The sequence below is a fragment of the Methylocystis sp. SC2 genome (assembly GCF_000304315.1).
Lineage (GTDB): Bacteria > Pseudomonadota > Alphaproteobacteria > Rhizobiales > Beijerinckiaceae > Methylocystis.
The window spans coordinates 3,700,253-3,726,190 of the sequence record NC_018485.1; the positions used below are offsets into that span (position 1 = coordinate 3,700,253).

29 protein-coding genes, 1 tRNA gene and 1 pseudogene are annotated in these 25,938 nt (G+C 62.6%); 19 read left to right on the plus strand and 12 right to left on the minus strand.

From position 1 onward, the window contains the following. Positions 1-53: 53 nt before the first annotated feature. Together BN69_RS17875 and BN69_RS17880 are read right to left on the minus strand one after the other, a co-directional pair. Positions 54-788, minus strand: a complete 735-nt coding sequence (locus BN69_RS17875) for a L,D-transpeptidase (RefSeq protein ID WP_014893060.1) — start codon at positions 786-788, stop codon at positions 54-56. An 82-nt stretch (positions 789-870) separates the two neighbouring features. Continuing rightward, the gene (locus tag BN69_RS17880) at positions 871-2,187 is read right to left on the minus strand and encodes an SGNH/GDSL hydrolase family protein (protein ID WP_014893061.1); all 1,317 of its coding nucleotides are present in this window, start codon (positions 2,185-2,187) and stop codon (positions 871-873) included. Between the two features lie 138 nt (positions 2,188-2,325). Between BN69_RS17880 and BN69_RS17885 the strand changes: the two genes are divergently transcribed. The 3 genes from BN69_RS17885 to BN69_RS17895 are packed head-to-tail and all read left to right on the plus strand — an operon-like array spanning position 2,326 to position 4,387. After that, positions 2,326-2,802 (plus strand): hypothetical protein, encoded by a 477-nt coding sequence (locus tag BN69_RS17885; RefSeq protein WP_014893062.1) that lies wholly within the window; start codon positions 2,326-2,328, stop codon positions 2,800-2,802. 26 nt (positions 2,803-2,828) lie between these two features. Then, complete coding sequence (locus BN69_RS17890) at positions 2,829-3,536, plus strand: ribonuclease T2 family protein (RefSeq protein ID WP_014893063.1); 708 nt, start codon at positions 2,829-2,831, stop codon at positions 3,534-3,536. 5 nt (positions 3,537-3,541) lie between these two features. Next, the gene (locus BN69_RS17895; RefSeq protein ID WP_014893064.1) at positions 3,542-4,387 is read left to right on the plus strand and encodes a 23S rRNA (adenine(2030)-N(6))-methyltransferase RlmJ; all 846 of its coding nucleotides are present in this window, start codon (positions 3,542-3,544) and stop codon (positions 4,385-4,387) included. 70 nt (positions 4,388-4,457) lie between these two features. Here BN69_RS17895 and BN69_RS17900 read toward each other — a convergent pair whose 3' ends face one another. Next, entirely contained in the window at positions 4,458-4,700 is a 243-nt protein-coding gene (locus tag BN69_RS17900) for a hypothetical protein (RefSeq protein WP_014893065.1), read from the minus strand. A gap of 170 nt (positions 4,701-4,870) precedes the next feature. Between BN69_RS17900 and BN69_RS17905 the strand changes: the two genes are divergently transcribed. Beyond that, on the plus strand, positions 4,871-5,467 hold the full coding sequence (locus BN69_RS17905; RefSeq protein ID WP_014893066.1) for a glutathione S-transferase family protein: 597 nt from the start codon (positions 4,871-4,873) through the stop codon (positions 5,465-5,467). Between the two features lie 73 nt (positions 5,468-5,540). Here the strand turns inward: BN69_RS17905 and BN69_RS20125 are convergent. Further along, positions 5,541-5,762: pseudogene (locus BN69_RS20125) on the minus strand (LysM peptidoglycan-binding domain-containing protein); the annotation flags it as partial. 333 nt (positions 5,763-6,095) lie between these two features. Between BN69_RS20125 and coaD the strand changes: the two are divergent. From coaD to BN69_RS17955, 9 genes are all read left to right on the plus strand, one after another. Continuing rightward, positions 6,096-6,620, plus strand: coding sequence for a pantetheine-phosphate adenylyltransferase (coaD, locus tag BN69_RS17915; RefSeq protein ID WP_014893068.1), 525 nt, complete (start codon positions 6,096-6,098; stop codon positions 6,618-6,620). A 9-nt stretch (positions 6,621-6,629) separates the two neighbouring features. Beyond that, positions 6,630-7,181, plus strand: coding sequence for a peptidylprolyl isomerase (locus tag BN69_RS17920; RefSeq protein ID WP_014893069.1), 552 nt, complete (start codon positions 6,630-6,632; stop codon positions 7,179-7,181). Positions 7,182-7,223: 42 nt separating this feature from the next. Beyond that, complete coding sequence (locus BN69_RS17925; RefSeq protein WP_014893070.1) at positions 7,224-7,679, plus strand: peptidylprolyl isomerase; 456 nt, start codon at positions 7,224-7,226, stop codon at positions 7,677-7,679. A gap of 166 nt (positions 7,680-7,845) precedes the next feature. Continuing rightward, complete coding sequence (locus BN69_RS17930) at positions 7,846-8,547, plus strand: PRC-barrel domain-containing protein (RefSeq protein ID WP_014893071.1); 702 nt, start codon at positions 7,846-7,848, stop codon at positions 8,545-8,547. A 93-nt stretch (positions 8,548-8,640) separates the two neighbouring features. Continuing rightward, complete coding sequence (gene queA / locus BN69_RS17935; protein WP_014893072.1) at positions 8,641-9,702, plus strand: tRNA preQ1(34) S-adenosylmethionine ribosyltransferase-isomerase QueA; 1,062 nt, start codon at positions 8,641-8,643, stop codon at positions 9,700-9,702. Positions 9,703-9,761: 59 nt separating this feature from the next. Further along, positions 9,762-10,031 carry a hypothetical protein gene (locus BN69_RS17940; RefSeq protein ID WP_244434991.1) on the plus strand — a complete coding sequence of 90 codons (270 nt, stop codon included), beginning with the start codon at positions 9,762-9,764 and terminating at the stop codon, positions 10,029-10,031. Beyond that, positions 10,028-11,152 (plus strand): tRNA guanosine(34) transglycosylase Tgt, encoded by a 1,125-nt coding sequence (tgt, locus tag BN69_RS17945; protein WP_014893074.1) that lies wholly within the window; start codon positions 10,028-10,030, stop codon positions 11,150-11,152. Before BN69_RS17940 ends, tgt begins: the two co-directional genes overlap by 4 nt. A 324-nt stretch (positions 11,153-11,476) precedes the next feature. Beyond that, on the plus strand, positions 11,477-11,911 hold the full coding sequence (locus BN69_RS17950) for a HigA family addiction module antitoxin (protein WP_014893075.1): 435 nt from the start codon (positions 11,477-11,479) through the stop codon (positions 11,909-11,911). Positions 11,912-11,914: 3 nt separating this feature from the next. Further along, positions 11,915-13,117 carry a DNA methyltransferase gene (locus BN69_RS17955; protein WP_014893076.1) on the plus strand — a complete coding sequence of 401 codons (1,203 nt, stop codon included), beginning with the start codon at positions 11,915-11,917 and terminating at the stop codon, positions 13,115-13,117. An 8-nt stretch (positions 13,118-13,125) separates the two neighbouring features. Here the strand turns inward: BN69_RS17955 and recG are convergent, their stop codons facing one another. Beyond that, entirely contained in the window at positions 13,126-15,228 is a 2,103-nt protein-coding gene (gene recG, locus BN69_RS17960) for an ATP-dependent DNA helicase RecG (protein ID WP_014893077.1), read from the minus strand. Between the two features lie 34 nt (positions 15,229-15,262). Then, complete coding sequence (locus BN69_RS17965; RefSeq protein WP_014893078.1) at positions 15,263-15,907, minus strand: M15 family metallopeptidase; 645 nt, start codon at positions 15,905-15,907, stop codon at positions 15,263-15,265. 81 nt (positions 15,908-15,988) lie between these two features. Here BN69_RS17965 and BN69_RS17970 point away from each other — a divergent pair, with 81 nt between their 5' ends. After that, positions 15,989-16,282, plus strand: a complete 294-nt coding sequence (locus BN69_RS17970) for a hypothetical protein (protein WP_014893079.1) — start codon at positions 15,989-15,991, stop codon at positions 16,280-16,282. Between the two features lie 59 nt (positions 16,283-16,341). Further along, on the plus strand, positions 16,342-17,052 hold the full coding sequence (locus BN69_RS17975; protein WP_014893080.1) for a superoxide dismutase: 711 nt from the start codon (positions 16,342-16,344) through the stop codon (positions 17,050-17,052). Between the two features lie 13 nt (positions 17,053-17,065). Here BN69_RS17975 and BN69_RS17980 read toward each other — a convergent pair whose 3' ends face one another. Beyond that, entirely contained in the window at positions 17,066-17,749 is a 684-nt protein-coding gene (locus BN69_RS17980) for an orotate phosphoribosyltransferase (RefSeq protein WP_014893081.1), read from the minus strand. A gap of 44 nt (positions 17,750-17,793) precedes the next feature. Next, complete coding sequence (locus tag BN69_RS17985) at positions 17,794-18,498, minus strand: glutathione S-transferase N-terminal domain-containing protein (RefSeq protein WP_014893082.1); 705 nt, start codon at positions 18,496-18,498, stop codon at positions 17,794-17,796. A gap of 98 nt (positions 18,499-18,596) precedes the next feature. Between BN69_RS17985 and BN69_RS17990 the strand changes: the two genes are divergently transcribed. Beyond that, positions 18,597-19,079 (plus strand): DUF2165 family protein, encoded by a 483-nt coding sequence (locus BN69_RS17990; RefSeq protein ID WP_014893083.1) that lies wholly within the window; start codon positions 18,597-18,599, stop codon positions 19,077-19,079. Between the two features lie 4 nt (positions 19,080-19,083). Here the strand turns inward: BN69_RS17990 and BN69_RS17995 are convergent, their stop codons facing one another. Together BN69_RS17995 and BN69_RS18000 are read right to left on the minus strand one after the other, a co-directional pair. Next, positions 19,084-19,278, minus strand: a complete 195-nt coding sequence (locus BN69_RS17995) for a hypothetical protein (RefSeq protein WP_014893084.1) — start codon at positions 19,276-19,278, stop codon at positions 19,084-19,086. A 146-nt stretch (positions 19,279-19,424) separates the two neighbouring features. Continuing rightward, complete coding sequence (locus BN69_RS18000; RefSeq protein WP_244434992.1) at positions 19,425-20,042, minus strand: lytic transglycosylase domain-containing protein; 618 nt, start codon at positions 20,040-20,042, stop codon at positions 19,425-19,427. Positions 20,043-20,785: 743 nt separating this feature from the next. Here BN69_RS18000 and BN69_RS18005 point away from each other — a divergent pair. Both BN69_RS18005 and BN69_RS18015 read left to right on the plus strand, forming a co-directional pair. Beyond that, entirely contained in the window at positions 20,786-21,550 is a 765-nt protein-coding gene (locus tag BN69_RS18005; protein ID WP_051013491.1) for a hypothetical protein, read from the plus strand. Between the two features lie 333 nt (positions 21,551-21,883). After that, on the plus strand, positions 21,884-23,230 hold the full coding sequence (locus BN69_RS18015) for a radical SAM protein (RefSeq protein WP_014893087.1): 1,347 nt from the start codon (positions 21,884-21,886) through the stop codon (positions 23,228-23,230). 399 nt (positions 23,231-23,629) lie between these two features. Here BN69_RS18015 and BN69_RS18020 read toward each other — a convergent pair whose 3' ends face one another. Together BN69_RS18020 and BN69_RS18025 are read right to left on the minus strand one after the other, a co-directional pair. Then, positions 23,630-24,661, minus strand: a complete 1,032-nt coding sequence (locus tag BN69_RS18020) for a hypothetical protein (protein WP_014893089.1) — start codon at positions 24,659-24,661, stop codon at positions 23,630-23,632. A gap of 313 nt (positions 24,662-24,974) precedes the next feature. Beyond that, positions 24,975-25,050 (minus strand) — tRNA-Ile (locus tag BN69_RS18025). Positions 25,051-25,223: 173 nt separating this feature from the next. Here BN69_RS18025 and BN69_RS18030 point away from each other — a divergent pair. Next, the gene (locus tag BN69_RS18030) at positions 25,224-25,877 is read left to right on the plus strand and encodes a class II aldolase/adducin family protein (protein WP_014893090.1); all 654 of its coding nucleotides are present in this window, start codon (positions 25,224-25,226) and stop codon (positions 25,875-25,877) included. Positions 25,878-25,938: the final 61 nt, after the last annotated feature.

Here is a 25,938-nt window from a genome sequence, read left to right on the forward strand (position 1 = left end):
CGCAAAATAAAAGGCCCCGGCGATCGGGGCCTTTCGTTTGACGGAGAGCCGGCTTACAGCACGACGACCGTGGTTCCCACCTTCACGCGGCTGAACAGATCGGTCACGTCGGTGTTCAGCATGCGAATGCAGCCCGAGGAAACCGCCTGGCCGATTGTCCAAGGCTCATTGGAGCCGTGGATGCGGAACATCGTGTCCCGATCGCCTGAGTAAAGATACATCGCGCGCGCGCCGAGCGGGTTGTCCTCGCCGCCGGCCATATGGCGCGGGAGGTCGGGACGGCGCTTCAACATCGCCGCCGGCGGCGTCCAATCCGGCCAGGCTTCCTTGCGGCCGATATGCGTCCGGCCTTTCCAGGTGAAGCCCTGGCGGCCGACGCCGACGCCGTAGCGCACGGCCTGTCCGTTCGGCAGCGACAGATAGAGATAGCGATTGTTCGTGTCGACGGTGATGGTGCCAGGACGCTCATTGGTCGGATCCTGCACGATCTCGCGCGTCGTGGTCGGATATTCGCGCGCGAGCCGCGCGTCTTCCTGATCCCCGTAGTAGGCCTGCGGGTCCTGCGCGCCATAGCCATAATCCGCCTGCTGATCCTGGCCGCCATAATAGGCTTGCTGCTCGCGGGAGTCGTCGTAGGACGCGGTCATTTCCTGCGCGCCCGCCGACGGGTCGAACAGCGCCATGAAGGAGCGTTCCTGAGCGTTGACGGCGGACGACGAAAGTCCCGCAAACGCAGCGACGGCGGCGACCTTCAGAAAGCGGCGGGCGTTGAATTGACGGCGGGACATGACGGCGGCTCCACAATTTCTCTGTCGTGCAGAGAGAATGCAGAACCACCGAAAAGCGTTCCGTGCGCAAACGCACAAATCGTTAACGCGGCTGAGAAGGCGCGTTCGCCGCCGGGCGCCAGCTGTAGTCGTCGGCGCGATTGCTGCGCGGATTCTGGTCCCCGCCCTCAATGAAAACATGTCGCGCGAGCGCCTGCGCCGGCGTGCCTGCGTCCGTCCCCGACTTGCCGGCCGGGGCTCGCCTGGCGAGCTCGGTCGCCGCTCCGGCGCCCGTCAGTTGCTGCGTCGGGCCAACGGCGGGTCGTTCGGGCAAGCTCGGCGCCGCCGACGGCCCGCCCACGGGCGAGCGGAAGACGATCGGCTGGCCGTCCGCTGGCGCCGCCGCCGGCTGCTGTGGCGGAGTCGCGCCCGCCGCCTCAGGTCTTTGCGGCGCTCCCGGCGCGTCAGCGACTGGGGCCTGCTGGCGAGAGGCGTCGTAATATTTTTTGATCTCGCTTTCGACGAAATGGGCGACGCTTCGCGCGCCGGCCTCGGTGAAGTGCACGCCGTCCGCGGAGCGCAGCTTGACGATCTGGCCGTTGATGTCCGGCCCAAAAGCGCTGTACTGCCCATGTTCGTCGGTCATCGCCTCCCAGAGATCGACATAGGGAATATTGGCGTGGGCCGCGCGCGCTTTGAATATTTCATTGAGCTGCGCCATGTCGGCGGACAGGCGCTCGTTCTTCATGACCGGCAGACCGACCCAAATGACCGGAATGTTCTTTTCCTTGAAAGCCGCAATCACCGCGTCGACCCGCGCTGCGTAGATTTCGCGCCATCGCGGCGACAGCGGCTCGATCGACTCCTGGCCCTGCTGGATCGCTTGACGGTCATTGCTGCCGAGCATGACGACGGCGACATTGATCTTTTGCGGGTCGGCGGCGATCTCTTTCGCCGCCTTGGGCCAATCGTAAAAGTCTTCGCGCACGAGACCGCTGCTTTCCCGGCCTTTTCGAAGGACGGCGACGTCCGGGCGATCCGAAAACCCGTCTTTCAGGCCGTTGGCGAGAAGCAGTCCGAGAGTGTCGCCGAGCGTCGCGACAACGAAGGTCGGCTGGGTAACGGCCGTGTTCTGAGACTGGTCCGTGGCGGCGCCGTCCGTACGTTTCGCCGCCCGGCGCGGATTATCCGTCTGGCCGTGCCAGTACGTCGGCGCGCGATTCTCGCGATGCGGCATGATCCGACGCACTCTTGGCTCGCCGCGAGGCCCCCAGCCATGCTGCGGATGGCCGCCGAAGATGCCGCCAAAGAATTCCGTAAAGGGGTCCTGCGCGAAGGACGCGCCGGGCGTCGCGCTCGTCAACAATGCGCCAAGAAAGAGCGCCATAATCCGGCGCAGGGTCTGTACGCTCTTAGACATGGAGCCATTATAGCGCGTCCCGAACGCCTTGGCATCCTTGTAGCGATTCTTCGCTTAATTCTATGCCGCACAGCCTTGACGCATGGAGCGGTTTTGGCGTCAATCGTCCGCAACTGGGCGGGATTTAGGAGGAGCGAGATGCGGCGCCGTAACCGGGGGTCTGGCGGAGTTTGGACGCGAGCCGCCGCGACCGCGCTTTTCGCGCTTGCCGCCGCCACGGCGGCCGCCCAGCCCGCACGCGAGGAAAACCCGCCGGCGGAATTTCGGATTCTGCCCTATTCGGGACTGACGCCCTACTGTGTCGATCCGACGATTCTCAACGAAGTCGTCAAGGGTTTTGCTGCAAGAGAGGCCTGGTTCTGGAATTCGCCTTTGGTCATTGTGGCCTTTGACGGCGTCGAGGACATCGGCGCGCGCAACAACGGCCTGAGCTATATTCCCCGTCGCTATTGTCGCGCATTGGCGCTTTTTAACGACGGCGTGAGACGCGAGGTTGTCTATAATATCGGAGAATCCTTAGGCTTCATCGGCGCAGGACCTGGCGTAACATGGTGCGTCGTCGGGCTGGACCGCAATCACGCCTTCAGTCCGGATTGCCGAGCCGCAGGACCTTAGCCGTCCTATTTGCAGAGTCGTTTGAAATGAGAAGAGTTTTCATTCGCTGCGCCGCATGGGCGCTCATTGTTGGCGCGGCGGCGTCGGGCGGATTTTTCGGCGCTATCGCGAAGGAAGGCGACTGCACGGCGGAGGATTGCGCGAATCGCGCAGTCTCGCGGACCGGCGCGGTCCGCGACTTCGACTTTTACGTGCTGGCGCTCAGCTGGTCGCCCGGCTTCTGCGAAGGCGTCGAGGGCGCGCGCGACCAATGCGAGCCGGGAAAGGGACTCGGCTTCGTCGTTCACGGGCTCTGGCCGCAATATGAAAGCGGCGTTCCGAGCGAATGTCCGGGCGCGCCGTCCCCATCGCGCGTCGCGCTCGAAAAGGCGGCGGGCTTGTTTCCTGACGAGCGGCTGGCGCGCTACGAGTGGCGCAAGCATGGAGTCTGCAGCGGCAAAAGTCCGAGCGACTATTTCGCCGATGTGGCGCGCGCGCATGCGGCCGTGGCCATCCCGCCGCTTTTCGTCAAACCCGCCCGCGACCAGACCATTACGCCGATCGACGTCGAGCGCGCCTTCTACGACGCCAATCCGCGGCTGGGGCCCGGCATGATGGCGGTGTCGTGCCGGCGGGGCGTAATGGACGGCGTGCGCATCTGCATGTCCAAGGACCTGCGCGAATTTCGCGCCTGTCCCGCCGTTGCGCAGCGCGGTTGCCACGTTCGGGAAATCAGCGCGCCCGCGCCGCTGTAGCGCATATGAATTATCGCCACGGGTTTCACGCCGGCAATTTCGCCGACGTCTTCAAACATGCGCTGCTTGTGCGCCTGTTGGTCTATCTGAGGCGCAAGGAGACGCCGTTTCGCGTGATTGATACGCACGCAGGAGAGGGCGCCTATGATCTTTCAGCCGAGGCGGCGGAGCGCACGCGCGAGTGGCGCGGCGGCGTTGGGCGCCTCGCTGATCTCTCCGGCGCGAGCGCGGACGTTCGCGCGCTGCTTGCGCCCTACATCGAGTGTCTCGGGCCGCGCGATGACGAGGGACAGCCCGCGCTCTATCCTGGTTCGCCGTCGATCGCGCAAAAATTGATGCGCCCGCAGGACCGCGCGATTTTCTGCGAGCTGCGGCCCGACGCCTTTGCGGCGCTGCGTCGCCGATTCTCGCGCGACGAACGCATCAAGGCGATTCATATCGACGGCTATTTGGGGCTTGGCGCTTATGTTCCGCCGAAGGAGCGGCGCGGACTCGCGCTGATCGATCCGCCTTTCGAGCGCGAAGACGAGTTCGAAGCCGCATTCGACGCTTTGCAGAAGTCCCATGCGAAATGGAGTTCCGGCGTTTACGTCTTGTGGCATCCCTCCAAGAGCGATCGCGACACTCGGAAATTGCACAATAGGCTGAGGGAAAGCGGCATACGGCGCATCCTGCGGCTTTCGTTGAGCATTGGCGGAGACGGCGAGGGATTGCGCCGCTGCGGGATGGCGATCGTCAATCCGCCCTTCGTGTTCGAAGAAGAGGCGCGAACGCTCCTCGCCTTCCTCGCCGCGCGGATGGCGCACGGCGAAGGCGCGGGCTACGAGATCGACTGGCTCGCAGGCGAATGAGCCGATCAAGTTTCCCCTACCGACTCCGGCAGAACTCGGAAGAGTAGCTCGACTAAGGGGAGTAAGCCGCTCACCAGCGGCGGCGCCACCGACGACGACGCCAGGTCCGGCGCCAGTATCGACGGCGTCGCCACCAGCTTTTCTCGATCTTTGCGTTCTGCATGTCTTCAGACGTGGCGACGCCGAGCTCGGGCCGGGCGGGAGCCATCCCATCTTGCAGCGGCGCCAGCCCAGAAAGCGCCTGCGCTTGTGAGACGACGACAGTCGCGCCAAAGCCGGCGAGCAGCGCCGTGATAAGGGTGCGGCGTTCCATCTTAACCTCTCCCTGCCAGGACGACCCAATGCTGCGCCGTCATGCATGTCGATCTTTCGACATCTGGCCCGATATGCGCGCTTATCAAGTCCATCCGACGGAGGACGCAAAGGTTCACGGGCGCGCGACAGAGCCGTTGTGGGTTTCCTGCACGGATGATAGGAGCGGCCATGCTCATCTTGCGTTATTCTCCCGCTTCGCCCTACGCCAGGAAGATCCGAATCGCCGCCGAATTGCTCGGCTTGTCCGAAAGGATCGAAATCGCCGCCGCCGATGCGGCCGATCCCGCCGACAGTCTGCGGCGTCAGAACCCGCTCGGGAAAATCCCGACGTTGGTTTTGAAGGATGGATCGACGCTGTACGACAGTCGGGTCATCGCCGAATATCTGGATCATCTCGCCGGCGGCGGGCGGATCATTCCGACCGAGTCTACGGCTCGCTTCACGGCCTTGCGGCTGCAAGCGCTGGGCGACGGGATCAACGACGCCGCTCTCTTGATCCGCTATGAGACCTTCAACCGCCCAGAAGCATTGCGTTACGAGGAAGCGATCGCGCTTCAGCAAGGCAAAATCGATCGGGCGCTCGGCGCGCTCGAAGCCGCCCCGCCGGCCGGTTCGGTCGACATCGGCCATATCGCGGTCGCCTGTGCGCTGGGCTATCTTGATTTGCGTTTTGCCGGCGCCTGGCGAGAGAACCACCAGCATCTCGTCTCGTGGCTTACGGAATTTGCGCGCGCCGTCCCTGCCTTCGACGCGACGAAGGTCTAAAATCGGCCCGAGCGCTTGTGGCGCCTGTCCGGGATCTGCTCCGCCCACCCAGAAGCGAAGCTGTCGGCGAAGCCTATTTGCTGGCGATTTCGCTTGGAGGCTTCCAGTCGCCCCCGGCCGAGGGACCAGTCGGCGCGTCCGGGATGCGCAGGCGTTGGCCTGGCTGGATCTTGTCGGGATCGGTCAGCATCGGCCGATTGGCCTCGAAGATCTCCATATATTTGGCGCCCTTGCCGGCGCCGTAATGCGCTTCGGCGATCTTCCACAGCGTGTCGCCTGGCTTCACGACGTAAAAGGTCTCTGTCGCGGACGACCCTGCGGCCGGAGCTTCGGCCTTAGGGGTGGCCTCGGCGGTTTTCTTGAGCGCGTCTGGGGCGGGCCCCGGTTTGCCCTTTCCGGTCAGAAAATCCAAAAGTCCCATGCTGGAGTCTCCTTCATAGGTCCGGCGGTTCACGCCGGATGCGCCTGATCTATTGTAGCGCCCCGCTCGCAACGCGCGAGTGTAGGCGCGTCCGAAAAGCGGCGCCAGGCGCGACGTCCGGGCAATCGCAGGCGGCGCGCGGCGGGTTGCGGCGGCGAAGGCGCTCGCCGTCTCGCGAAACCGCGCAAAATCTCCTATACCGCTGCGATGATCGCCACCTCTGCCACCACCGCGCGGACGGCCCTCTATCCCGGCACGTTCGACCCGTTGACCTTTGGCCATCTCGACGTGATGGCGCATGGCGGGGCGCTGTTTGACAGGATCGTCGTCGCGATCGGCGTGCACCACGGCAAGAAACCGTGGCTCTCCTTCGATGAGCGCGCGGCGGTCATTCGCGACGCCTGCGCCGGGCTGGGCGCGTCTTGCGGCTTCGAGGTCGCGGGCTTTGAGGGACTCGTCGTCGAGGCGGCGCGCCAGCACGGCGCCTGCGCCATTCTCCGCGGTTTGCGCGATAGCGCCGACTTCGACTATGAGATGCAGATGGCGGGGATGAATGGGACGCTTGCGCCCGACATTCGCACGATTTTCCTGCCGGCTTCGCCAGGGCTACGCCATGTCAGCGGAACCTTCGTGCGCCAGATCGCGGCGCTTGGCGGCGACGTGTCGGCCTTTGCGCCGGCCGCCGCCGTCGCCGCACTTGAACGCGCCGTCAAAAGGCGCGGCAATACATAGGGAGGCTTCATGAAACTCACCCGCCGTCTGCTTCTTGCCGCCGCGGCCGTCGCCGCGCTTAGCGTCGCGCCTGCCAGCGCGGCGGATGATCATCTCCTTTATCTCGACACAAAGGATGGCCGCGTCACCATCAAGCTGCGGCCCGATCTCGCGCCCAAGCATGTCGAACGCATTGAGAAGCTCGCCAAGGAGCATTTCTACGACGGCATCGTATTCCATCGCGTCATCGACGGCTTTATGGCGCAAGCCGGCGACCCGACCGGCACGGGAATGCAAGGTTCGCGCTATACGGATCTGAAGGCCGAGTTTACGGACACGCCGTTCAAGCGCGGCACTGTCGGAATGGCGCGCGAAGGCGGCGACGTGAATTCCGGCAATTCGCAGTTCTTCATCTGCTACGCCGACGCGCCGCAGCTCAACGGCAAATACACCGTATTCGGCGAAGTGGTCTCGGGCATGGATGTCGTCGACAAGATCAAGAAGGGCTCGAAATCCAGTAATGGCATGGTCGACAGTCCGGATAAGATCATCAAGATGCGCGTCGCGGGCGACGCGAGCTGAGTTCAAGAGACGCTGCGCCTGCAAGAATCAAAGGAAATGATCATGACCGAAGCCGCCGACACCATGACGCTTGAGACGACCAAGGGACCGGTCGTCATCAAGTTTCGTTCAGACCTCGCGCCCAATCATGTGGCGCATATCAAGAAGCTCGTCTCGGAAGGATTCTACGACGGCATCGTCTTTCATCGCGTGATCGACGGCTTCATGGCTCAGACCGGGTGCCCGCGCGGCACCGGCACGGGCGGATCGCAATATCCGGACCTCAAGGCTGAGTTCAACAGCGCGCCGCATGTGCGCGGCACCTGCTCGATGGCCCGCGCGCAAAGCCCCGACAGCGCCAATTCGCAGTTCTTTATCTGCTTCGATGACGCGCGCTTCCTTGACAACAAATATACGGTCTGGGGCGAGGTGATCTCCGGCATGGAGAATGTCGATAAGATCAAGCGCGGCGAGCCGGTGAAAGATCCGGACAAGATCGTCAAGGCGACGTTGGGTTGATCGACTGACGCGACAGGTCGAGCCGTTGGTCAAGCATGCGCCCCGGCCTTGGGCGCATGTGCAGTAAAGACCTGAGTTGGACGCGGGATTCGGAACTATCTCTCCAGACGCTGGTTGCAGCGTATCGCTCGCCGAGACGGGCGGGCGGAACAGTGGAGAGTATCCGATGAAATCGCTCAAGTTGTTGATCGCTACAGTCGCGGCGATCGCGCTTTCCGCCAGCGTGACAGCGAATGCAGGGCGCGATCGCACGGGCGCGAGCTCGAGCAAGACTCAAACTCAGTCTCGCAGCAGCAACCAGTGGCAGGAGAAACAAGGCCAATCCGCCAAGGATGCGGAGGATACGACGTCTGGCGGCGGCTGGCGGGAGATGGGCCGCGATGACGACGCGGCGCCGACCTGGCGAGGCAGCGCAGCGCGGGAACGGATGCGCGATCAGGACAGTCAGTCAGGCATGGACCGGACGGGCGTGGATCGGCGGACGACGAAAGGGCGTTCCGCAGCAGAAATGCGCGAACTGGAGCAGCTCGGCTCCGCCCGCGTGATTTTCTACAGGCTCGGCCCCACCGATATGCGCATGTCTCAGCTGATCGGCAGCGACGTCCGCAATCTTCAGAATGATGACATCGGCGAGATCGAGGACGTCATCTTCGACAACAATAGGAATGTGCGCGCGATCATCGTCAGCGTCGGCGGTTTCCTTGGCATCGGCGATCGCCACATTGCGATTGACCCGTCATCCATGGTCGTTTCTCGGAACGAAGATGGCGACGTCGAAGCGATCGTGAACACGACTCGCGACGATCTGCGCAACGCTCCGGAGTTCCGGTTCGACGAGCGCCGCCGACGCGTCGGCTCATATCAGTAGCTTTCGCCGCGGCGCCGCTTGATCGACAATCGGCGCCGCTGACCCTTCTCGCCTACTTGACCTGACGGAGCTTATGGTTTTTGCAAGCTCCGCATGCGCGTCGACCTTTTCGACTTCAACCTCCCGCAAGACAGAATCGCTCTTCGGCCCGCCGATCCCCGCGACAGCGCCCGCATGCTCGTGGTCCCGTCGGGCGGGCCTTTCGAGGACAGGATCATTCGCGATCTGCCGGATTGCCTTCGTGCGGGAGACGCGCTCGTCGTCAATGATTCGCGCGTCATTCACGCGCGGCTTTCCGGTCGGCGCCTACGCGGCGCATTGAGCGCCAATGTCGAAGCGACGCTGATCGAACGTCTGGACGCTTCCCGCTGGCGCGCGCTGATGCGGCCGGCCAAGAAGCTCGCCATCGGCGATCGCATAAGCTTTACGGGCCATGGAGGCGAGATCGACGCGCGCGTTGAGGCGAAGGGCGACGACGGAGAGATTGCGCTTGCTTTCGAGCTTCACGGACCCGCGCTCGACGAAGCGATAGAGCAGTCGGGCGCGATGCCCCTGCCGCCCTATATCGCCGGCAAGCGCTCGGCCGACGCGCGCGACGAAAGCGACTATCAGACCATCTTTGCGCGCGAAGCGGGCGCGGTGGCCGCCCCGACCGCCGGCCTGCACTTCACGCCGCAGCTGCTCGCAGCGATCGAAGCGCGCGGCGTGCGTCTTTACCGCGTGACGCTGCATGTGGGCGCCGGCACATTTCTTCCCGTGAAGGCGGAGGACACCGACCTGCACAGGATGCACGAGGAATACGCCCGGCTTGACGCTGAAACGGCGCAGGCGCTGAACGTGGCGCGGGCGGGAGGCGGGCGCATCGTCGCCGTCGGCACGACGGCGTTGCGCGTGCTGGAAAGCGCCGCGGACGACGCCGGACGGCTCGCGCCTTATGCCGCGCGCACGCGGATCTTCATTACGCCCGGCTATCGTTTCCGTGCCGTGGACATGCTGCTCACCAATTTCCATCTCCCGCGCTCGACGCTCTTCATGCTGGTCGCGGCGTTCGCCGGACTCGAGCGGATGAAGTCCGCCTATGTGCATGCGATCGAAAGCGGCTATCGCTTTTATTCCTATGGCGACGCCTGTCTGCTGCAGCGTCGCGACGCATGAGCGCCGCCCGAGACGTCCGCATTGTAGCGCTCTGGCGCGACGACCCGAAAGAAGCGCCGATGACCATTGACGCGCGGATTGACGATGCGCGCATCGTTTCGCCATGGGATCTTTTTGGCGCATTCGCGCTCGATGGCGATAGCGTGCGTCCGTTCGTCCTGCGGCGCGACGGTCGAATCGACTTCGGAATGGGCGAGCACTGGCGAACCAACTTGCGCGAGGCGACGATAAAAGTCGGATCAGATTTCGGCGTATGGTTCAATGAGAGCGATAGCGGCCATTATCGCATCGTCAAAATTGCGGCGCTTGGCGCAAAGGACAGGACGTGACGCAGGCCTTTTCCTTTTCCGTTCTCGCTACCGACGGCCTCGCGCGTCAAGGCAAAATCCATACGCCGCGTGGAATCATCCGCACGCCGGCCTTCATGCCGGTGGGCACGGCGGCGACGGTGAAGGCGATGTTCGTCGACGACGTGCGCGCCGCCGGCGCCGACGTTCTGCTCGGCAATGTCTACCATCTCATGCTGCGGCCGGGCGCAGAACGGATCGCGCGGCTCGGCGGCCTCCATGACTTCATGCGCTGGCCCTATCCGATCTTGACGGATTCAGGCGGCTTTCAGGTGATGTCGCTGGCGAAGCTGCGCAAGCTCGACGAAAGCGGCGTGACGTTTCAGTCGCATATCGACGGTTCGCGGCATCATCTGTCGCCCGAGCGCTCGATGGAAATTCAGGATCTCCTTGGGTCGGACATTCAGATGCAGCTTGACGAATGCGTGCGTCTGCCATGTTCCGAAAGCGAGGCCGAACGCGCCATGCGTCTTTCGCTGCGCTGGGCCGAGCGCTCGCGCAAGGCCTTTCGCGAGCGGCCGGGCAGGGCGGTGTTCGGCATCGTGCAAGGCGGCGAATCGAAGCGGCTTCGGATCGAAAGCGCCCAGGCGCTCGCCGGCATGGAGTTCCATGGGATCGCCGTCGGCGGCCTGGCCGTCGGCGAGCCTCAGGACGTGATGCTCGACATGCTCGAGACGACCGCCCCGCATTTGCCCGAATCAAAACCTCGTTATCTGATGGGCGTGGGCGCGCCGGATGACATCATTGAGGCCGTCGCGCGGGGAATCGACATGTTTGATTGCGTGATGCCGACTCGCGCCGGCCGACACGGCCTTGCCTATACCCGCCGCGGACGGGTGACGTTGCGCAATGCGCGCCATGCCGACGATCCGCGGCCGCTCGACGAGCAGTCGTCCTGCCCCGCGGCGCGCGATTATTCGCGCGCCTATCTGCATCACCTCGTCAAAGCAGGGGAAATCCTCGGGATGATGCTGCTGACCCAGGCCAATGTCGCCTATTATCAGGAGCTGATGGCGGGTCTGCGCGCAGCCATCGGCGCCGGGCGCCTCGCCGACTTTATCGCCGAAACGCGCGCCACATGGATCGAGGGCGAAAGCGCTTAATGATTTAGAGCGATCGGGTGAAGGATTGTTTTCCTCACCCTCATCCTGAGGAGCCGCCCGCAAGTCGGGTTGCCCCGACTTGCGAATTCCTTGCGAATTCAATGTCGATTTCGGGCAGGCCCGAGATCGAAGGCGGCGTCTCGAAGGACGAGAGTCAGGAAAACATGTGCAAACGGGGACTTCCTCGTCCTTCGAGACGCGTGCTGCGCACGCTCCTTAAGGGATGAGGAAGCCCTTCACCCGATCGCCCTGATTAACGACCTCAGCCGAGTTTACGGACCAGATAATATGGTTTACGAAAACAATATTCGGCGGGGGCGGAACATGGGCCGCTACCATGAAGAGCTCACCAGAAGATTTTTGATCGGCGTTCGGCAGGAAGCGCCAGCAAATGCGCGTCGACCGACGCATCCGCGACGCGAGAGCATTCGCGTGCGCCCGTCAAAATCCAAACCGGCGTCGATGGAGAATGGGATGTCGCATCCTGGCGAAATTCTTGCCCGTCATTTGCAGGAACTCGGTCTGACGGCGTCGGATCTGGCGCGAGACATCGACGTGCCGGTCAATCGGGTGACCGCCATCCTCAATGGCCAGCGGGGCGTCACCGCCGACACCGCGCTGCGACTCGGACACTGGTTCGGCGTCCAGCCCGAAGATTGGCTGGAGCTGCAGACGCAATATGAGCTTTCTCTCGCGCGCCGCGCGGCCGGAGCGAGAATCAAGTCGCTGCCGAGCCTCGCCGATCGTCAGCGCGACTGAGGCATGAGCGCAGTTGAAAAGCTCGCCGAAACGGAATTCTTCCACGACCTGCGTTGGTCCGCGGAATTCGGCGCGGCGACCCGCGCCGTTGTCGCCGACGGCGTTCCTTATTACGTCAACGCCTTCTGGACCGCCGGGCAAAGGCGCGCGCATCCGCTGCATGAGATCAGCTATCGCGCCTGTTTCAAGCCGCAGCTCCCGGCGTTTTTCATCGATCGGCTGACGCAGCCGGGAGACCTCGTCTGCGACCCTTTCATGGGCCGCGGCACGACCATCCTGCAAGCGGCGCTGATGGGGCGGCGGCCCATCGGCTCGGACGCCAATCCGCTGTCGCTGCTGCTGACGCGCCCGCGGCTGCGGCCGCCTGCGCTTTGCGAGATCGAGGCCAGGCTCGCGGCCGCGCCCTGGGGACGCGGCGAGGTTGAGCGCGACGACCTTCTCGTTTTCTACCATTCCGAGACGCTGCGGCAGATATGCGCGCTGCGTGCGTATCTGCTCGCGCGCGAGCATGACCGACGTCTCGACGCCGTTGACGATTGGATCCGAATGGTGGCGCTCAATCGATTGACCGGCCATTCTCCCGGGTTTTTTTCCGTCTATACGATGCCGCCGAACCAGGCCGTTTCCGTGAAGGCGCAATTGAAAATCAACGCGCGTCGGGAACAAACGCCGCCGCGGCGCGACATCGCCGAGCTCATATTCAAGAAATCGCGTACGCTTCTGGCGGAGGCGGAGAGGCCGATGGCCTGCGACGCGCAGCTCGTCGTCGCGGACGCCGCGCATTTGCAGCACATCGCAGAGGCGACGGTCGATCTCGTCGTCACGTCGCCGCCGTTTCTCGACGTCGTCGACTATCGCGGCGACAATTGGCTGCGCAACTGGTTTGCTGGCGTCGACGTCGAGAACATCCGCCTCTCGCAGCTTCGCGCGCCGGAAGACTGGCGCGCGATGACTCGCGACGTTTTCGAAGAGTTGGCGCGAGTCGTGAAGCCGGGCGGTCACGTCGCGTACGAGGTTGGCGAGGTCAGGGGCGGGGCGCTCCCGCTCGAACAGCTGGTCTGGCGCGCGCTCGACGATCTTCCGTTCGAGCGATTGGGCGTGCTCGTCAATGAGCAAAGCTTCACGAAAACCAGCAATTGCTGGGGAGTCGCCAATAATGTGAAGGGCGTGAACAGCAATCGCGTGGTCGTCGCGCGTCGGTTGTGACGCTCGCGTCAGCCGGCGCGCAGCAGGCGCACGGCGTCGTCGCGTTCGAAGAGGTAGAGCAGGGCGCGCAAGGCCCGGCCTCTGTCGCTCGCAAGCTCGGGATCGCGACGCAGAATCAATTCGGCGTCGTCGCGCGCCACGGCGAGGAGTCGCGCGTGGGCGGAAAGGTCGGCGAGCCGAAAGCTCGGCAGACCGGCCTGCCGCACGCCGAGAATTTCGCCTTCGCCGCGCAGCCGCAGATCTTCTTCGGCAATGCGGAATCCGTCCTCAGTCTGGCGTATGATCATCAGCCGCGCCTTCGCCGCTTCGCTTAGCGGGCCCTTGTACAGAAGCAGGCATGAGGACTTGCCCGAGCCGCGTCCAACGCGTCCGCGCAGCTGATGCAGCTGCGCAAGGCCGAATCGCTCGGCGTGTTCGATGACCATGATCGTCGCTTCCGGCACGTCGACGCCGACTTCGATGACCGTGGTCGCCACCAGAATTTTGGCCTCGCCGCGCTGAAAGGCTTCCATCACCGCGTCCTTCTCGCCGGCCTTCATTCGGCGGTGAACGAGGCCGACCGCCGCTCCAAAAATCTTCGAGAGATCCGCATGGCGCGCTTGCGCAGCGGAAAGGTCCAGCTCCTCATTCTCCTCGACGAGCGGACAGACCCAATAGGCACGCGCGCCCTCCGCCAAGGCGCGGCGCAGCCCCGCAATGACGTCGTCGATCCTTTCGGCAGGAAGCGCGCGCGTCGAGATCGGCGTGCGGCCGGGCGGCTTTTCGTCGAGCGCCGAGCAATCCATGTCGCCGAACGCCGTCAGCGCCAGCGTGCGCGGAATGGGCGTCGCGGTCATCACCAGCACGTCGACGGCGTCACCCTTGGCGCCGAGCGCCAGCCGCTGCTCGACGCCGAAGCGATGCTGCTCGTCGACGACGGCGAGGCCGAGGTCGTGAAAGGCGAGATCGCTTTGCACGAGAGCATGCGTGCCGATGACGACGTCGACGTCCCCCGCGTCAATGGCCGCATGGAGCGCCGCGCGCTCGCTCGGCTTGGCGCGGCCTGTCAGCAGCGCGACGCGCAGTCCCGCGGACGCGAGCGTTGGCGTCAGCCGATCATAGTGCTGCCGCGCCAGGATCTCGGTCGGCGCCATCAAGGCGCTTTGCCGGCCGGTCTCGGCGACGCTCGCGATGGCGAGCGCCGCGACGACGGTCTTGCCGGATCCGACGTCGCCCTGAACGAGCCGCAGCATGCGCCGTTCCGACGCAAGATCGGCGCGAATCTCTTCCAGCGTGCGCTGCTGCGCGCGCGTCAGGCGAAACGGCAGGGCGGATTCGATCGCTTTTGCGAAGCGGTCGTCGCCCTTGTGCGCGCGACCCGGAGGGCGGCGCATCTTGGCGCGAATGAGGCGCAGCGCGAGCTGGCTCGCGAGCAATTCATCGAGCGCGAGACGCTGACGGGCAGGATGCTGCGGCGCGAGCGCATCGGCGCTTGCCGGCCGGTGCGCCGCGCGCAGCGCCTCGGCGAATGCGGGAAGCTTGCTGGCGGCGAGAATGCTGGCGTCCTGCCATTCCGGAAGGTTCGGCAGGCGCGTCAGCGCTTCTTCCGTCGCGCGCAAAACGTAACGCGCCTGCAGGCCCTCGGTGAGGCCATAGACGGCTTCATACGCAGGGAGCTTCGCCAATCCGGCTTCGTCGAGCACCCGGTCCGGATGCACGATCTGGCGGCGGCCGTCGTAAAGCTCGATGCGCCCCGAAATCCAGCGCGTCGCGCCGAGCGGCAGGCTGCGTTCGATCCAGTCGGGATTGGCGAGAAAGAACACGAGTTCGACGTCGCCGGTGTCATCCTCGACGAGCACGCGATAGGGCGATTTCGAATACCGGCCCTGAGGGCGACGATGCTCGGTGACGCGCGCCTTCAGCACCACCATCGTTTCGAGCGGCGCGGCGGCGATCGTCGGCCGCAGGCTGCGGTCGATGACGGTCGAGGGAAGATGAAATAGCAGATCGACGAGGCGCGCTTCGGCCCCGGGCTTGGCGAGGAGCCGATCGAACAGTCTGGCGGTTTTCGGTCCGACGCCGGGCAGCGCCGCGACGCGACCGAAGAAGGGGTCGAGCAGGGAAGGACGCATGAAGGTTCAGTTCAGCTCGCCGGCGCGGAGCGAGTCACTTGATCTCGACATCGTAGCTCGGCGCGCCCTCCGCGCCTTTGTAAGTGAAATGCCACCATTCGCGCGGAAAATTCTCAAAGCCGTGGCGGCGCATCAGCGCCACGAGCGCGTCGCGATGCGCCCGCGCCGTCTTCGAGGTTTTGGCCTTCGTCCAAGAGCGCGTATCGAAAAAATCGAACGGCGTGCCGAAATCCCAGCCTTTGACGCCGATGTCGACGGCCAATCCCGTCGAATGGGTGGAATGTTCGGCGATATAGCCTTCGGGAAACAGCGCGCTCTTGGCGAGGCGCGGATAATGTTCGGTTTTCGTCCGCTGGTCGGCGTTGCGCGACCAGTCAACGAAGGCCGAAACGGCGCGCAGCGGTCGATAGCAATCGTAGACGACGAGCGAAATCCCCCGGGCGCGCGCATCCTTCTGCGCGGCGGCCAGCGCTTTGGCGGCCTCAGCGCGAAGCCAGCATTGCGGCGCGCCATAGCCGGGGACCGGGGCGCCGGTGAAATTGTCGGCGCCGGCATAGCGCATCTCCTGAATGATGGTCGGCGCAACGTCAGCCAGGCGCGCGAAGCCCGGCGGCGGTTCGCCGGCGTGCGCATAGGGCGCCGAAAGCGCCCCGACAAAAAGAAACATCACTCTGCGCATGGCGGCTCCACGTGCGTTGGCGCAATTCGCTGCGCCCGAACCTCGACTATAGGTCTTTCCCACGCAATCGGGAGGCCTTTGATGTCCGAGAAACTCGCGCCTTTCGCCGGCCTCACTCTCGCCGCGCTCGCCGCCGCGATCGCGTGGGGCGCGACGGCGCTCGCCGGCGATCGTTGCAAGGCGACAGGCGCCATGGGCGCTTCGATCGCCATCCGCGATCAGCGCAAGAATGTCGTCGGCGCCATCGAAGACGGGAGCGCTATTATCGTGCAGCGCTATGGCGAGGACGATCACGGCAAGCCCTGGGCCTATGTGGCGAGCCCCGGCGGCAAGCGGCTCGGTTGGCTTTATCGCGAATTCATCAGCTGCTCTTGATCGGGGCGTCATGAGCGCCGACTATGTTTCGGGTCGTGACGGGGCAGGTGGGGAGACGTATGACAATTCGGATTGGCCGTCGGCGGTTTCTCGCCGCCTCCGCCGTCGCCGGCGCGGCGCTCAACGCCGCCGCCGCAGCGGGCGCCGAAAACGTCGCCGCTCCTTCGCGTAAGGGCGCGACGAACGCGCCGCTGCCTCTGCCCTTTGATCCCGCCAAGATCAAAGGACTGTCAGAAAAACTTCTGATCTCGCATTACGAGAACAACTACATCGGCGCGATCAAACGCCTCAATGCGATCGGCCAGGAACTTGCGGCGCTCGATTTCGACAAGGCTCCCGGGTTTCAGATCAATGGCTTGAAGCGGGAGGAACTCATCGCCGCCAATTCAATGATCTTGCACGAGATCTATTTCGCCGGACTCGGCGACGCGAGCAAGCCGGGCGCCGAGCTCGCGCAGGCGATCGATCGTGATTTTGGAGGATTCGAGCGCTGGCGGTCCGAATTCCTCGGCATGGGCAAGGCGCTGGGCGGGGGCTCGGGCTGGGTGATCCTCGCCTACGACAAGCATGGCAAGCGGCTCGTCAACACTTGGGCGAATGACCACACGCAGAACATGGCTGGCGGCGATCCCCTGCTGGTCCTCGATATGTTCGAGCACGCCTATCAGATGGATTTCGGCGCCAAGGCGGCCGACTACGTAAAAGTTGTGGCGGAGGCGCTCAATTGGTCGAACGCCGATCGTCTCTACACCCGATGCAGTAGGACGTAAGAAGTCGCAAAGATCACCCCTTCGCCTTGGCGAGGCCGCCATGCGCCGCCGACCAAGCGATTGGATCGGCGATGAAGGCTTCCACCTGGTTCAGCGCGACATCGGGGAAATATTTGTGCTCGCGGGCCACCGCGAGCACGTCGCGCCAGGTCGCGAGCGCATGCAGGCTGATGCCGAGTGCGGCCAGCTCCTCCCGCGCGCCGGCGAAAATATCATAGAAGAAGAACACGAAGACATGGTCGCAGCGCTGCCCTGAGTCGCGCAGCGCCTGCACGAAGTCCTTTTTCGAGCCGCCGTCGGTCGCCAGATCCTCGACCAGCAGGGCGCGGCCGCCCTCCATCACATCGCCTTCGATGCGGGCGTTGCGGCCGAAGCCCTTGGGCTTCTTGCGCACATATTGCATCGGCAGCATGAGGCTGTCGGCGATCCAGGCCGCGAAGGGAATGCCGGCCGTCTCGCCGCCCGCCACGACGTCGAGCGATTCATAGCCGATGTCGCGCTCGATCGTCCGCGTCGCGAATTCGACGAGGCGACGCCGCAGCCGCGGAAAGGCGATGATCTTGCGCATGTCGATATAGACCGGCGACGCCCAGCCGGCGGTCGTTATGAAAGGCTTATCGACGTTCACGAGCACCGCTTGCACTTCGATCAGCGCCTTGGCGGTTTCGCGTGCGGCGGTTTGGCGGTCGTTCGACATGGATGCGGCGTGTCCCTGTTTGCAAAAGGCCGCGCAGCCATAGCCTATTTCGCGCCGCCGCGCTCGGCGGTCTGGCCGAAAAGTATTTCGCGTTCCAGCGCCGTGAAATCGAGACGCGTTCGTTCATAGGGCGCGCCGGCCGCATAGGCGCGGATCACCGCCGGCCGGGAGCGGATCGCCTCGAACCAGCGCTTGACATGCGGGAAGTCGTGCAGATCCTGACCCTGATCCTCATGCGGAACGATCCAGGGATAGCAGGCGATGTCGGCGATCGAATATTCGCCGGCGAGATAGGGCGTCTTGGCGAGCTGACCGTCCATGACGCCATAGAGCCGGCCGGTCTCGTTACGATAGCGCTCGATCGCGTAGGGAATCTTCGCCGGCGCGTATTTTGCGAAGTGGTGGTTTTGGCCGGCCATGGGGCCGAGTCCGCCGACCTGCCAGAACAGCCACTGCAGCGTTCGCGCACGGGCATGGAGGTCCGCGGGGAAAAGTCGTCCGGTCTTCTCCGCGAGATAGACGAGGATCGCGCCCGATTCGAAGAGCGCGACCGGAGCGCCGCCATCGGCGGGCGCGCGGTCGACCATCGCCGGCATGCGATTATTGGGAGAGATCGCCAGAAACTCCGGCTTGAACTGGTCCCCTTTGGTGATGTCGACGGGCTTGATCCGATAAGCGAGCCCCGCTTCCTCGAGAAAAATCGTCACTTTGTGGCCGTTGGGGGTCGGCCAGTAATAAAGATCAATCATGGTCGCATGTCCGACGGGAGACCAGACTGTGTTTTAAGCCCTCGCGTCGCAAGATCAATGGCTCAGGTCATGCTAGGCTGGGCCCGGGAGTGGTCGACATGTTGATGAGATATTCGAAGATTCTGCTGACGGCTGCGCTCGGCGCGCTCATTCTGCTCGTCGCGGTCAATAATGTCACGGACTACGACACGAATTTCCAGGTCGTCAGCCATGTGATGTCGATGGATCAAGTGCCGTCCGGCAGCCCGCTCGAGTGGCGCGCCCTCACCAGCGTGAAGCTGCACAGAATGTTTTACGCATTCATCATCGCAATCGAATTCTCCGCCGCCGCGCTCATCCTCGCCGGCGTGTGGCGGCTATTGCTGGCGCGCAAGGCGCAGGCGACGCAATTCAACGTCGCGAAGGATCTCGCCACTGCGGGCCTTGCGCTCGCCGTCGGCCTTTACCTGTTCGGCTTCATGGCCATCGGCGGCGAATGGTTCCAGATGTGGCGCGCCGGACCCGACATGCAGCAGGCCGCGTTCCGCTTCATCGGCTGCGCGGCGCTGGTGATGCTGTTTCTGGGTCAGCGCGACGACTAACGCGTCACAGACGCTTCAGCATATTATATCCGAGCAGACCGCCAAGGCCTGCGCCGACCACCGCGATGAGCGGGCCGCCGATCGCGACGCCCGTCAGGCCGCCGAGAACGGCGCCGACTCCGCCAAAAAGATATTTGTTCTTTTTAACGGTGGGGTTTTCATCGGTCAGTTGCTTCTGAAGATTTTCGTCATCAGCCATTGCAAAGTCCTCGGGAAAGAGCCGCAATGGCGAATTAAGCAGGCCCACGTTGTTTTCAAGTGTGGTCCGAAGAAACGGTCAGGGCGTAGCGATTCGTCACAGCTACGGAGTCCGCGGCGGCGACCCGGAGGCGTTGAAGTTGCGGATTAATCTGGCCGCGCCAAACTCTCCTGCGCCGTCGCGCCAAGCTCCAAGCTGATCCCCTGCATCTTGAGATGAGCCCAGTTCTTGAGGTCTTTCACGGTGAAGCCTTTCAAGAAGGGATTTCCATTGACGATTTTTTCGCGGGTTTTGCTCGGCTGTCCGTCGACGCTGGCGATCACCGTCGCCGCATCGACCTCTTCCGGCGCGGACAGGATCGCCGCCGCGCCGCCCGGGCCGGCGAAATGCGCCAGATAAAGCGCCCCCGGCGTGATCGGGAGTCCCTTTTTCATCAGGATCGACGTGTTTTGCTCGACATAGCGCGTCGTCATTTCTCGAGAGAGATCAGGGTCCCTTCGCAAGTCGAGAATCTCTTTGTCGCTTAAGTTGCCGGCGAGGTCGGGACGGTGTTTCTTGATCAACCCCATCCATGTGGCGTTGACGAACTGTCCCAGCCCGGCGGCAGAGGAAAACTTGTTTCTAGCGTCCGGATTTCCCTGTGATTCGGACATGGTGATCCTATCGACCAGAGCCTTGAGCGACGAGGCGGCCTGATCGGGAACTGGAAAATGAATGTCGTGGAAGTGCAGTTTCAGTCCGAATCCAACGGCGAAGACCAGCATTAGAGCGACCGGAGAAACGCGCGTGCTTCGTTCGTCGCGGGCCGGCCTCCGCGTGGTGCAAGCCTCTTCCCGATAAGGCGCGGTCAGGCTGATATATTCAGCGGTCGGTGGTTGTAGTTGCGCGTTCTTGAGAGAAGATAGAAAGCTTTGCAGCGTCTGGTCGTCGAACCCAAAATTGATCCTGATCTCAACCTTTCTTCCCGCGTCCGAACTCTCGCCGTCAGAGACCAACGTCGCGTGTTCGCAAGCGGAAATTTTGACCGCGGCTTCCGCCCCCGCGCAAGCTGGCGGAGCTTTGTCCTCGCGCGCTCGCGCGCTTGCTTCTTTGGACGCCTCGTTTGCAGAGCTTGCTTCGTCCATAAGCTCACTCCTCGCTTGCGTGGCGAATATCCGGTGGCAGACGAGGGGAACAGCATCCTGTTATCAAATTGTAAACGATGCTTCAGAAAGCGCGCTTGCGCCTGTGTCGGAAAGGCGCCGCGCCTCGGCGCTTTGAAAATCGCCTTAATCTTCTGACGCCTGCTTCGAGCCTGAAACTGGTTGAGGAAGAGGGCCGCGAGCCCTCATGAAGAAGCTTTTCTATTCCCCAAGAACGAACGATTTTCCTCCGCATCAACTCTATTTCCTGAATCATGGTTTTTGGATTCTTGGCGTGGCCGAGGCGCGCGTCGCGCAGGCCGTTAATCCATTCTCAAGCAATCGGCGTGAGGCTCAAAAGTCTTGCATCGCATTCGAAGCTGCCCATGACCGAGCAAACGGGATTAGCCGCCTTCGACCTCAGCCCTGCCGCGGCTCCCGCGGCTGACGTTCCGGAGCCGAAAGTCGGGTCTGCGGACGCGACGATCTCCCCACATGTGTCGGATCATTCCAGGGCGGCTGTCGCGCAACGCCTGCTTCCGGCGCTCAAAAGCGCTTTCATCCACGGCTCTCGGCTTCTTTGGGCGGCGTTGCTCTATGGCGCCGCCGGCCTCGCCGGCTGGCTGATCGCCGAGGCCGCCTGGCCGACGGTTTCCGCCTTGCCGGACCTCGTCCGCACGATGGCGACGCAGGAAAACGCCGAGCGCGTCGCCTTTCTACGCACGACGCAGAAGATGGAAGAGGAGATCCGCGCGCTCCGCACTGAGATGGAATCGATGAGGTCTTCGATGCAGGCGGCGGCTCCGGCCGCCGACGCCGTCGACACTCTCGGCAAACGCATCGACGCGATGAAGACGGAAACGAATTCCGCGATCGGCGCGCTGTCAGGTCAGGTCGAGGGACTGCGGCGCGACGCAGCCGCCAAGCCTGCGCCGACAGGCGCGCCCTCGGAGCAAGCCGGCGCGCGTTCGCCGCGAAGCGAATACGTCATCCTCGAACAAGGCGCGTCGCGGCGGACGACCGTCTCTGCGACGGTGAAAGTCGGCGAGGGACTGCGGCGTCCCAAAATACGTCGCGGGGACGCGTTCGAGCCGGCAAAGTATCCGGACGCGCCTGGCGCGCCGCGCCCGCTCGGCGCCTACGGGCGGTAGGATAGCGGAGTCGACCGGATCGCTTACTATGGCGGCTTGGGCGACCTGATCGAACTTTGCGACGCGCGCCAAATTGACGGACGACTTATCCGTCCATGGCGAGGTGATGGCGACCGCGATGAGCGCGATTTTTGTATGCGTTCGCATGCAAAACTCGCGCGGTCACAAACCTCAGCGCCGTCTCGTCGCAGAAAATGCCGTTGGACATCGACTTCCGCCGCGCGACAAAACGCCGTCTCGACAACTCGCTTTGGTCGATGATAGCAATTCAAACGATTTGAAGGTCCGCTTTTATCTCCGCCTATGGTGAATGCTATATTTTGGAGAGTGGCAATGGATCGTGTCTCCAACGACATTTCGTCGACATCCCATGCTCTGCTCAGCTTCGACGTCGATGCAGAAAAGTTTGTCTATTCGGCGCGGGACAATAGGCTCTTGCGATTGCCGGCGTCGGATGAGACGGCTTCGGAGATGTTCAGCGATACGTCCGAACCGTTTCATTTGAGCTTCCCGCCACTCGCGACGACCATCCGCCCAAGAACGCTCGAATTCGTGATAACGGGCGCCTGCAATCTGGCTTGTTCGTATTGCGCGACTCGTGAACGATACAAGCTTCCTAACGGGAAAAACGATATTCTCGATGAGGACACGGCGTTTTCATTCCTCGAGCTTGTGCGTCCGTTTTTGACGGGCCAGGACGTCACGTTAAAGTTCTTTGGAGGAGAGCCGCTGCTCGGCTTCGGCGTGATCAAAGCGATCGTCGAGAAGTTAAAGGCATGGAACGTAAAGAGTGAAAAGATCGTCGCCACCAATGGATTGCTGCTTAGCGACGAGATCACCGACTTTTTGATCGAAAATGGATTCTTGACGTTGATTAGCCTGGATGGCCCTCAAGAAATCCACGACACGAACAGGGTCGATCACACCGGCAAAGGTTCATATGAAAAGGTGCTTGAAAACGTGAAACGTTTTCGCGCGAGACACCCAAGCGCATTTGAATCGCTTGTCGCCTTCAACTTGGTCGTGTCTCCTCGCTTTGCCGGCCAGTTCCGACAGCAAGTCGAGCATCTTCTGAGCCTCGGCATATCGAGCGCTCAGATCAATCCCAACGATTGCGCGGCGACTTCCGAATCCTGCACGCGTTACTCTCTCCAGCAATGGCAGGCGATGCAGGAGGAGAAGGTCGCGGTTCGCGAAATGCTGATGGCGAAAAGATATCGGGAAGGGCGCAGCGAAGAGATCGATTGCTATGAGACCTATGCCGGTCTCAATCCCGGTGGCAATGATGGGGAAAAGCTTCCTGAAGAATTGGCTGGAACGTACAATTGTCGCGATTGCCAAGCGTTCGAATGGAACACCCTGACATTGCTGCCCGACGGTTCGATTTCCTCCTGCATCGAATTTGAGCGCGTAGAATCCGTCAGTTTTGGCGATGCGAAAAAAGCGGTTTTGGACATTGCGGCGTTGGTAAAATTTCAGGAGAGCTTCCGGCGTTCGGTTCAATCCGGCCCCTGCGCGCATTGTTGGGCGGTACGCGTTTGCCCCATGGTGAGTTGCTACAAAACATTTGCAAGTTCTGGAGCTCAGCCCAACTGGCAGCGAGAGGAGGATTGCAACTTGGTCCGGGAGGAGATGGCGTCACGCTTTAGGGATGCAGTCAAGCTTCATTTGTTGCGATAGGAGAGCCCGCTATGACAAAGCCGGTACAAACGACGACATATTTGATTCCCATCGCCGCGGAGGGTCCGGCGATGGAAAAAATTCTTCAATCTATCCAGCTGCAGGCGACGTGTGGCACCTGTACGTCAATCGGCTGTTCGTGGTGCAACGCATCAGTTCCCGCGGCTCACATGCGCATCGCGCTCGTTCCGGACGAAGCTGCAAAGAAATAAGCCAGTTTCGATCCTCGTAAAAAAACGCCGGCTCAGGAACGTCATGCGCCGGCGTTTAGTATTTTGAGCCGCCACTAAAGCAGGTTCGGAAAAAGTTGACAGACTTTTTCGTGGAGAGCCTGCTCCAACGTTTTGGTTTCGAGAGATTCCTTATCGATCACATGAGTCCATGTGATCGGGAAGCGCTCTAGCGGCCCAGCGACAGATGCGACATACGGAAAATGCTGGATATAAACTTTATCACAAAGCCAACGAGCCCTGAGCCGCCATAAAAATTGCCTTTGTTGAGTTGGATAAAAACATGGGCGGGCGCGTCAGATTCATTGGTCACTTCGCACACAAAGAATCCCTCGCGGGCGCGCATCGATTCAAAGAGGATTTTCGTGGCGGCGGCGCACTCACGCAGGCGCGTGCGGATCGAACTATCGCGGCTCATCTTTGCGGACGCCGAAATGATTGCATTCGCTCTTGAGCGATCCTGTGCGACTGCGGCGACCCTCATATCCTCAGGATGCGTCTGGCTGGTTGGCCGCAGTTTGGAAACGACGTTGGCGGTCGTCGCAATGACGTTTCCAAGCGCGTAGTCCCGACTCTCGCCGGGCTCGATCCGTTCGCACCAGATCATGGTTTTGCCGGCAAGACATAGAATCGCAGGCGTCGACAGATCGTCGAGAGGGCATGTCTTGTAGACATAAGGCGCTCGCGCCCAACTCATGGTCGATGCGTCACAGGGAACGGATTCAATCACGACATTGGCGGATGAACAAAGATAGGCAGGCTGGAGAAACAGCAGCGGCGCCGAATTGTCTCCTGCAAGTTTCGTCAGATCGATTTTTTCGACGACATTGCCTTCGCCAGCCGTCAGCAAAATCTCTCTTTGCTTTTCCGAAGTGGCGATCCGATTGAGCTTCACGTCTCCGCCGCCGCAGAACACGTAAAGGAATGTCGCGAACTCATTCGCGATCCAGGAGCGTTTCGGCGCCAAGTGAGGAGTTTGACGCGGAATGGTTCGTGTTCCGGGCCACCGGCAAACAGACCTGCTTGGCCGATCGAAAAAGGACGTCTCGGGACCGAGCGTCACGACGAGTCCCTCGCGCGCGCCCAACAAGCGAAAGTCGCTTTCCCCTTTCCGGAGCGAGATCTGTTCGGGACTGGAAAATGGGTTGCGCATGAAGGTGCGGAACCCGAGGTCGATAAAGTCGATGGGCGTCATGTACATGCGCAAAATCCCTCAGCCAATTCCACAATCATCTTGGGGAGATCGTCGCCGCGACGGAAGCCTACGGTCGCGTTTGCTGAAGCGATCGACTCTATAACGCAGCTTGCCAGCGTTCGTTCCGCGTAAGTCGCGATGCAGCGAGGCGAGGCGAGGGCTGACAGAGCGATAGGATTATAACCGGCTGATCTTGAGAACGAACCAAAACCGTGCGGCGCCCTGAAACCAACAGCGGTCGAAAGGCGCGGGCGCTAAATGGCGCTTGAAATTGTTCAAGCCACTGGTTACACAAAACGCTTTAAGTTATTGAATTTTCTGGTGGGCCGGGCAGGACTCGAACCTGCAACCAGACCGTTATGAGCGGCCGGCTCTAACCATTGAGCTACCGGCCCCGAGACGGGGACGCCCCTCCTATACCGCAACCCGAGCGCGCGCAATATCGAGGACTTGCATGCAACGGCTCTCATCGCGCGCGCGTTCGCCCTGGCGCGGACCATGTCGCGAGCCATGCGCATGAGTCGGCATGTCTTGCCACTCCCCGCGCCGCGCCTGTAAGGCTTCTCGCATGAACGAGCGCGACGCGCGCGCGGCGATCGTCGACGCCGCGCAGGAGATGGAGCGGCTGGGCCTCAATCACGGCTCGGCCGGCAATCTGTCGTTGCGGGTCGGCGACGCCGCGCTCGTCACGCCGAGCGGCGTTCCAGCCCGCGAACTTGCGCCCGAACTGATCGCGCGCATGCCGCTGGCGGGGGATGGCGACTTCGAGGGTCCGCTGCCGCCGTCGAGCGAGTGGCGCTTCCATCTCGACGTCTACCGCGCCCGGCCCGACGTGAACGCCATCGCGCATATGCATTCGCCCTATGCGACGACGATCGCGACGCTGCGGCGCGACATTCCGGCGGTGCATTACATGATCGCGGCCTTCGGCGGCCCGACCGTGCGCTGCGTCGACTATGCGCCCTACGGCACGGCGGAACTGTCGCGACTCGTCGTCGCCGGGCTCAAGGATCGCGACGGCGTGCTGCTTGCCAATCATGGCGCGATCGTCACCGGCGCGACGATGCGCAGAGCATTGTGGCGCGCCGTCGAACTCGAAGCGCTGGCGCAAGTCTTCTATCTCGGCGCGCTCGCCGGCGAACCCGTCGTTCTCTCCGATGAGGAGATCATGCGCACGGTGGAGCGCTTCAAGACGTACGGAACGCGCGACGCAAAGAATTGATCGCGGTTTGTCATTTCCGACGAACCGAAGGTTCGATCGGAAATCCAGCTCAGCGTTTGAC

Excerpts from the sequence above, each read along its gene's own strand:
- BN69_RS17875 (WP_014893060.1), bottom strand. The coding sequence starts at position 788 with ATGTCCCGCCGTCAATTCAACGCCCGCCGCTTTCTGAAGGTCGCCGCC.
- BN69_RS17880 (WP_014893061.1), bottom strand. The coding sequence starts at position 2,187 with ATGTCTAAGAGCGTACAGACCCTGCGCCGGATTATGGCGCTCTTTCTT.
- BN69_RS17885 (WP_014893062.1), top strand. The coding sequence starts at position 2,326 with ATGCGGCGCCGTAACCGGGGGTCTGGCGGAGTTTGGACGCGAGCCGCC.
- BN69_RS17890 (WP_014893063.1), top strand. The coding sequence starts at position 2,829 with ATGAGAAGAGTTTTCATTCGCTGCGCCGCATGGGCGCTCATTGTTGGC.
- BN69_RS17895 (WP_014893064.1), top strand. The coding sequence starts at position 3,542 with ATGAATTATCGCCACGGGTTTCACGCCGGCAATTTCGCCGACGTCTTC.
- BN69_RS17900 (WP_014893065.1), bottom strand. The coding sequence starts at position 4,700 with ATGGAACGCCGCACCCTTATCACGGCGCTGCTCGCCGGCTTTGGCGCG.
- BN69_RS17905 (WP_014893066.1), top strand. The coding sequence starts at position 4,871 with ATGCTCATCTTGCGTTATTCTCCCGCTTCGCCCTACGCCAGGAAGATC.
- coaD (WP_014893068.1), top strand. The coding sequence starts at position 6,096 with ATGATCGCCACCTCTGCCACCACCGCGCGGACGGCCCTCTATCCCGGC.
- BN69_RS17920 (WP_014893069.1), top strand. The coding sequence starts at position 6,630 with ATGAAACTCACCCGCCGTCTGCTTCTTGCCGCCGCGGCCGTCGCCGCG.
- BN69_RS17925 (WP_014893070.1), top strand. The coding sequence starts at position 7,224 with ATGACCGAAGCCGCCGACACCATGACGCTTGAGACGACCAAGGGACCG.
- BN69_RS17930 (WP_014893071.1), top strand. The coding sequence starts at position 7,846 with ATGAAATCGCTCAAGTTGTTGATCGCTACAGTCGCGGCGATCGCGCTT.
- queA (WP_014893072.1), top strand. The coding sequence starts at position 8,641 with ATGCGCGTCGACCTTTTCGACTTCAACCTCCCGCAAGACAGAATCGCT.
- BN69_RS17940 (WP_244434991.1), top strand. The coding sequence starts at position 9,762 with ATGACCATTGACGCGCGGATTGACGATGCGCGCATCGTTTCGCCATGG.
- BN69_RS17950 (WP_014893075.1), top strand. The coding sequence starts at position 11,477 with ATGGGCCGCTACCATGAAGAGCTCACCAGAAGATTTTTGATCGGCGTT.
- BN69_RS17955 (WP_014893076.1), top strand. The coding sequence starts at position 11,915 with ATGAGCGCAGTTGAAAAGCTCGCCGAAACGGAATTCTTCCACGACCTG.
- recG (WP_014893077.1), bottom strand. The coding sequence starts at position 15,228 with ATGCGTCCTTCCCTGCTCGACCCCTTCTTCGGTCGCGTCGCGGCGCTG.
- BN69_RS17965 (WP_014893078.1), bottom strand. The coding sequence starts at position 15,907 with ATGCGCAGAGTGATGTTTCTTTTTGTCGGGGCGCTTTCGGCGCCCTAT.
- BN69_RS17970 (WP_014893079.1), top strand. The coding sequence starts at position 15,989 with ATGTCCGAGAAACTCGCGCCTTTCGCCGGCCTCACTCTCGCCGCGCTC.
- BN69_RS17975 (WP_014893080.1), top strand. The coding sequence starts at position 16,342 with ATGACAATTCGGATTGGCCGTCGGCGGTTTCTCGCCGCCTCCGCCGTC.
- BN69_RS17980 (WP_014893081.1), bottom strand. The coding sequence starts at position 17,749 with ATGTCGAACGACCGCCAAACCGCCGCACGCGAAACCGCCAAGGCGCTG.
- BN69_RS17985 (WP_014893082.1), bottom strand. The coding sequence starts at position 18,498 with ATGATTGATCTTTATTACTGGCCGACCCCCAACGGCCACAAAGTGACG.
- BN69_RS17990 (WP_014893083.1), top strand. The coding sequence starts at position 18,597 with ATGTTGATGAGATATTCGAAGATTCTGCTGACGGCTGCGCTCGGCGCG.
- BN69_RS17995 (WP_014893084.1), bottom strand. The coding sequence starts at position 19,278 with ATGGCTGATGACGAAAATCTTCAGAAGCAACTGACCGATGAAAACCCC.
- BN69_RS18000 (WP_244434992.1), bottom strand. The coding sequence starts at position 20,042 with ATGCTGGTCTTCGCCGTTGGATTCGGACTGAAACTGCACTTCCACGAC.
- BN69_RS18005 (WP_051013491.1), top strand. The coding sequence starts at position 20,786 with ATGACCGAGCAAACGGGATTAGCCGCCTTCGACCTCAGCCCTGCCGCG.
- BN69_RS18015 (WP_014893087.1), top strand. The coding sequence starts at position 21,884 with ATGGATCGTGTCTCCAACGACATTTCGTCGACATCCCATGCTCTGCTC.
- BN69_RS18020 (WP_014893089.1), bottom strand. The coding sequence starts at position 24,661 with ATGTACATGACGCCCATCGACTTTATCGACCTCGGGTTCCGCACCTTC.
- BN69_RS18030 (WP_014893090.1), top strand. The coding sequence starts at position 25,224 with ATGAACGAGCGCGACGCGCGCGCGGCGATCGTCGACGCCGCGCAGGAG.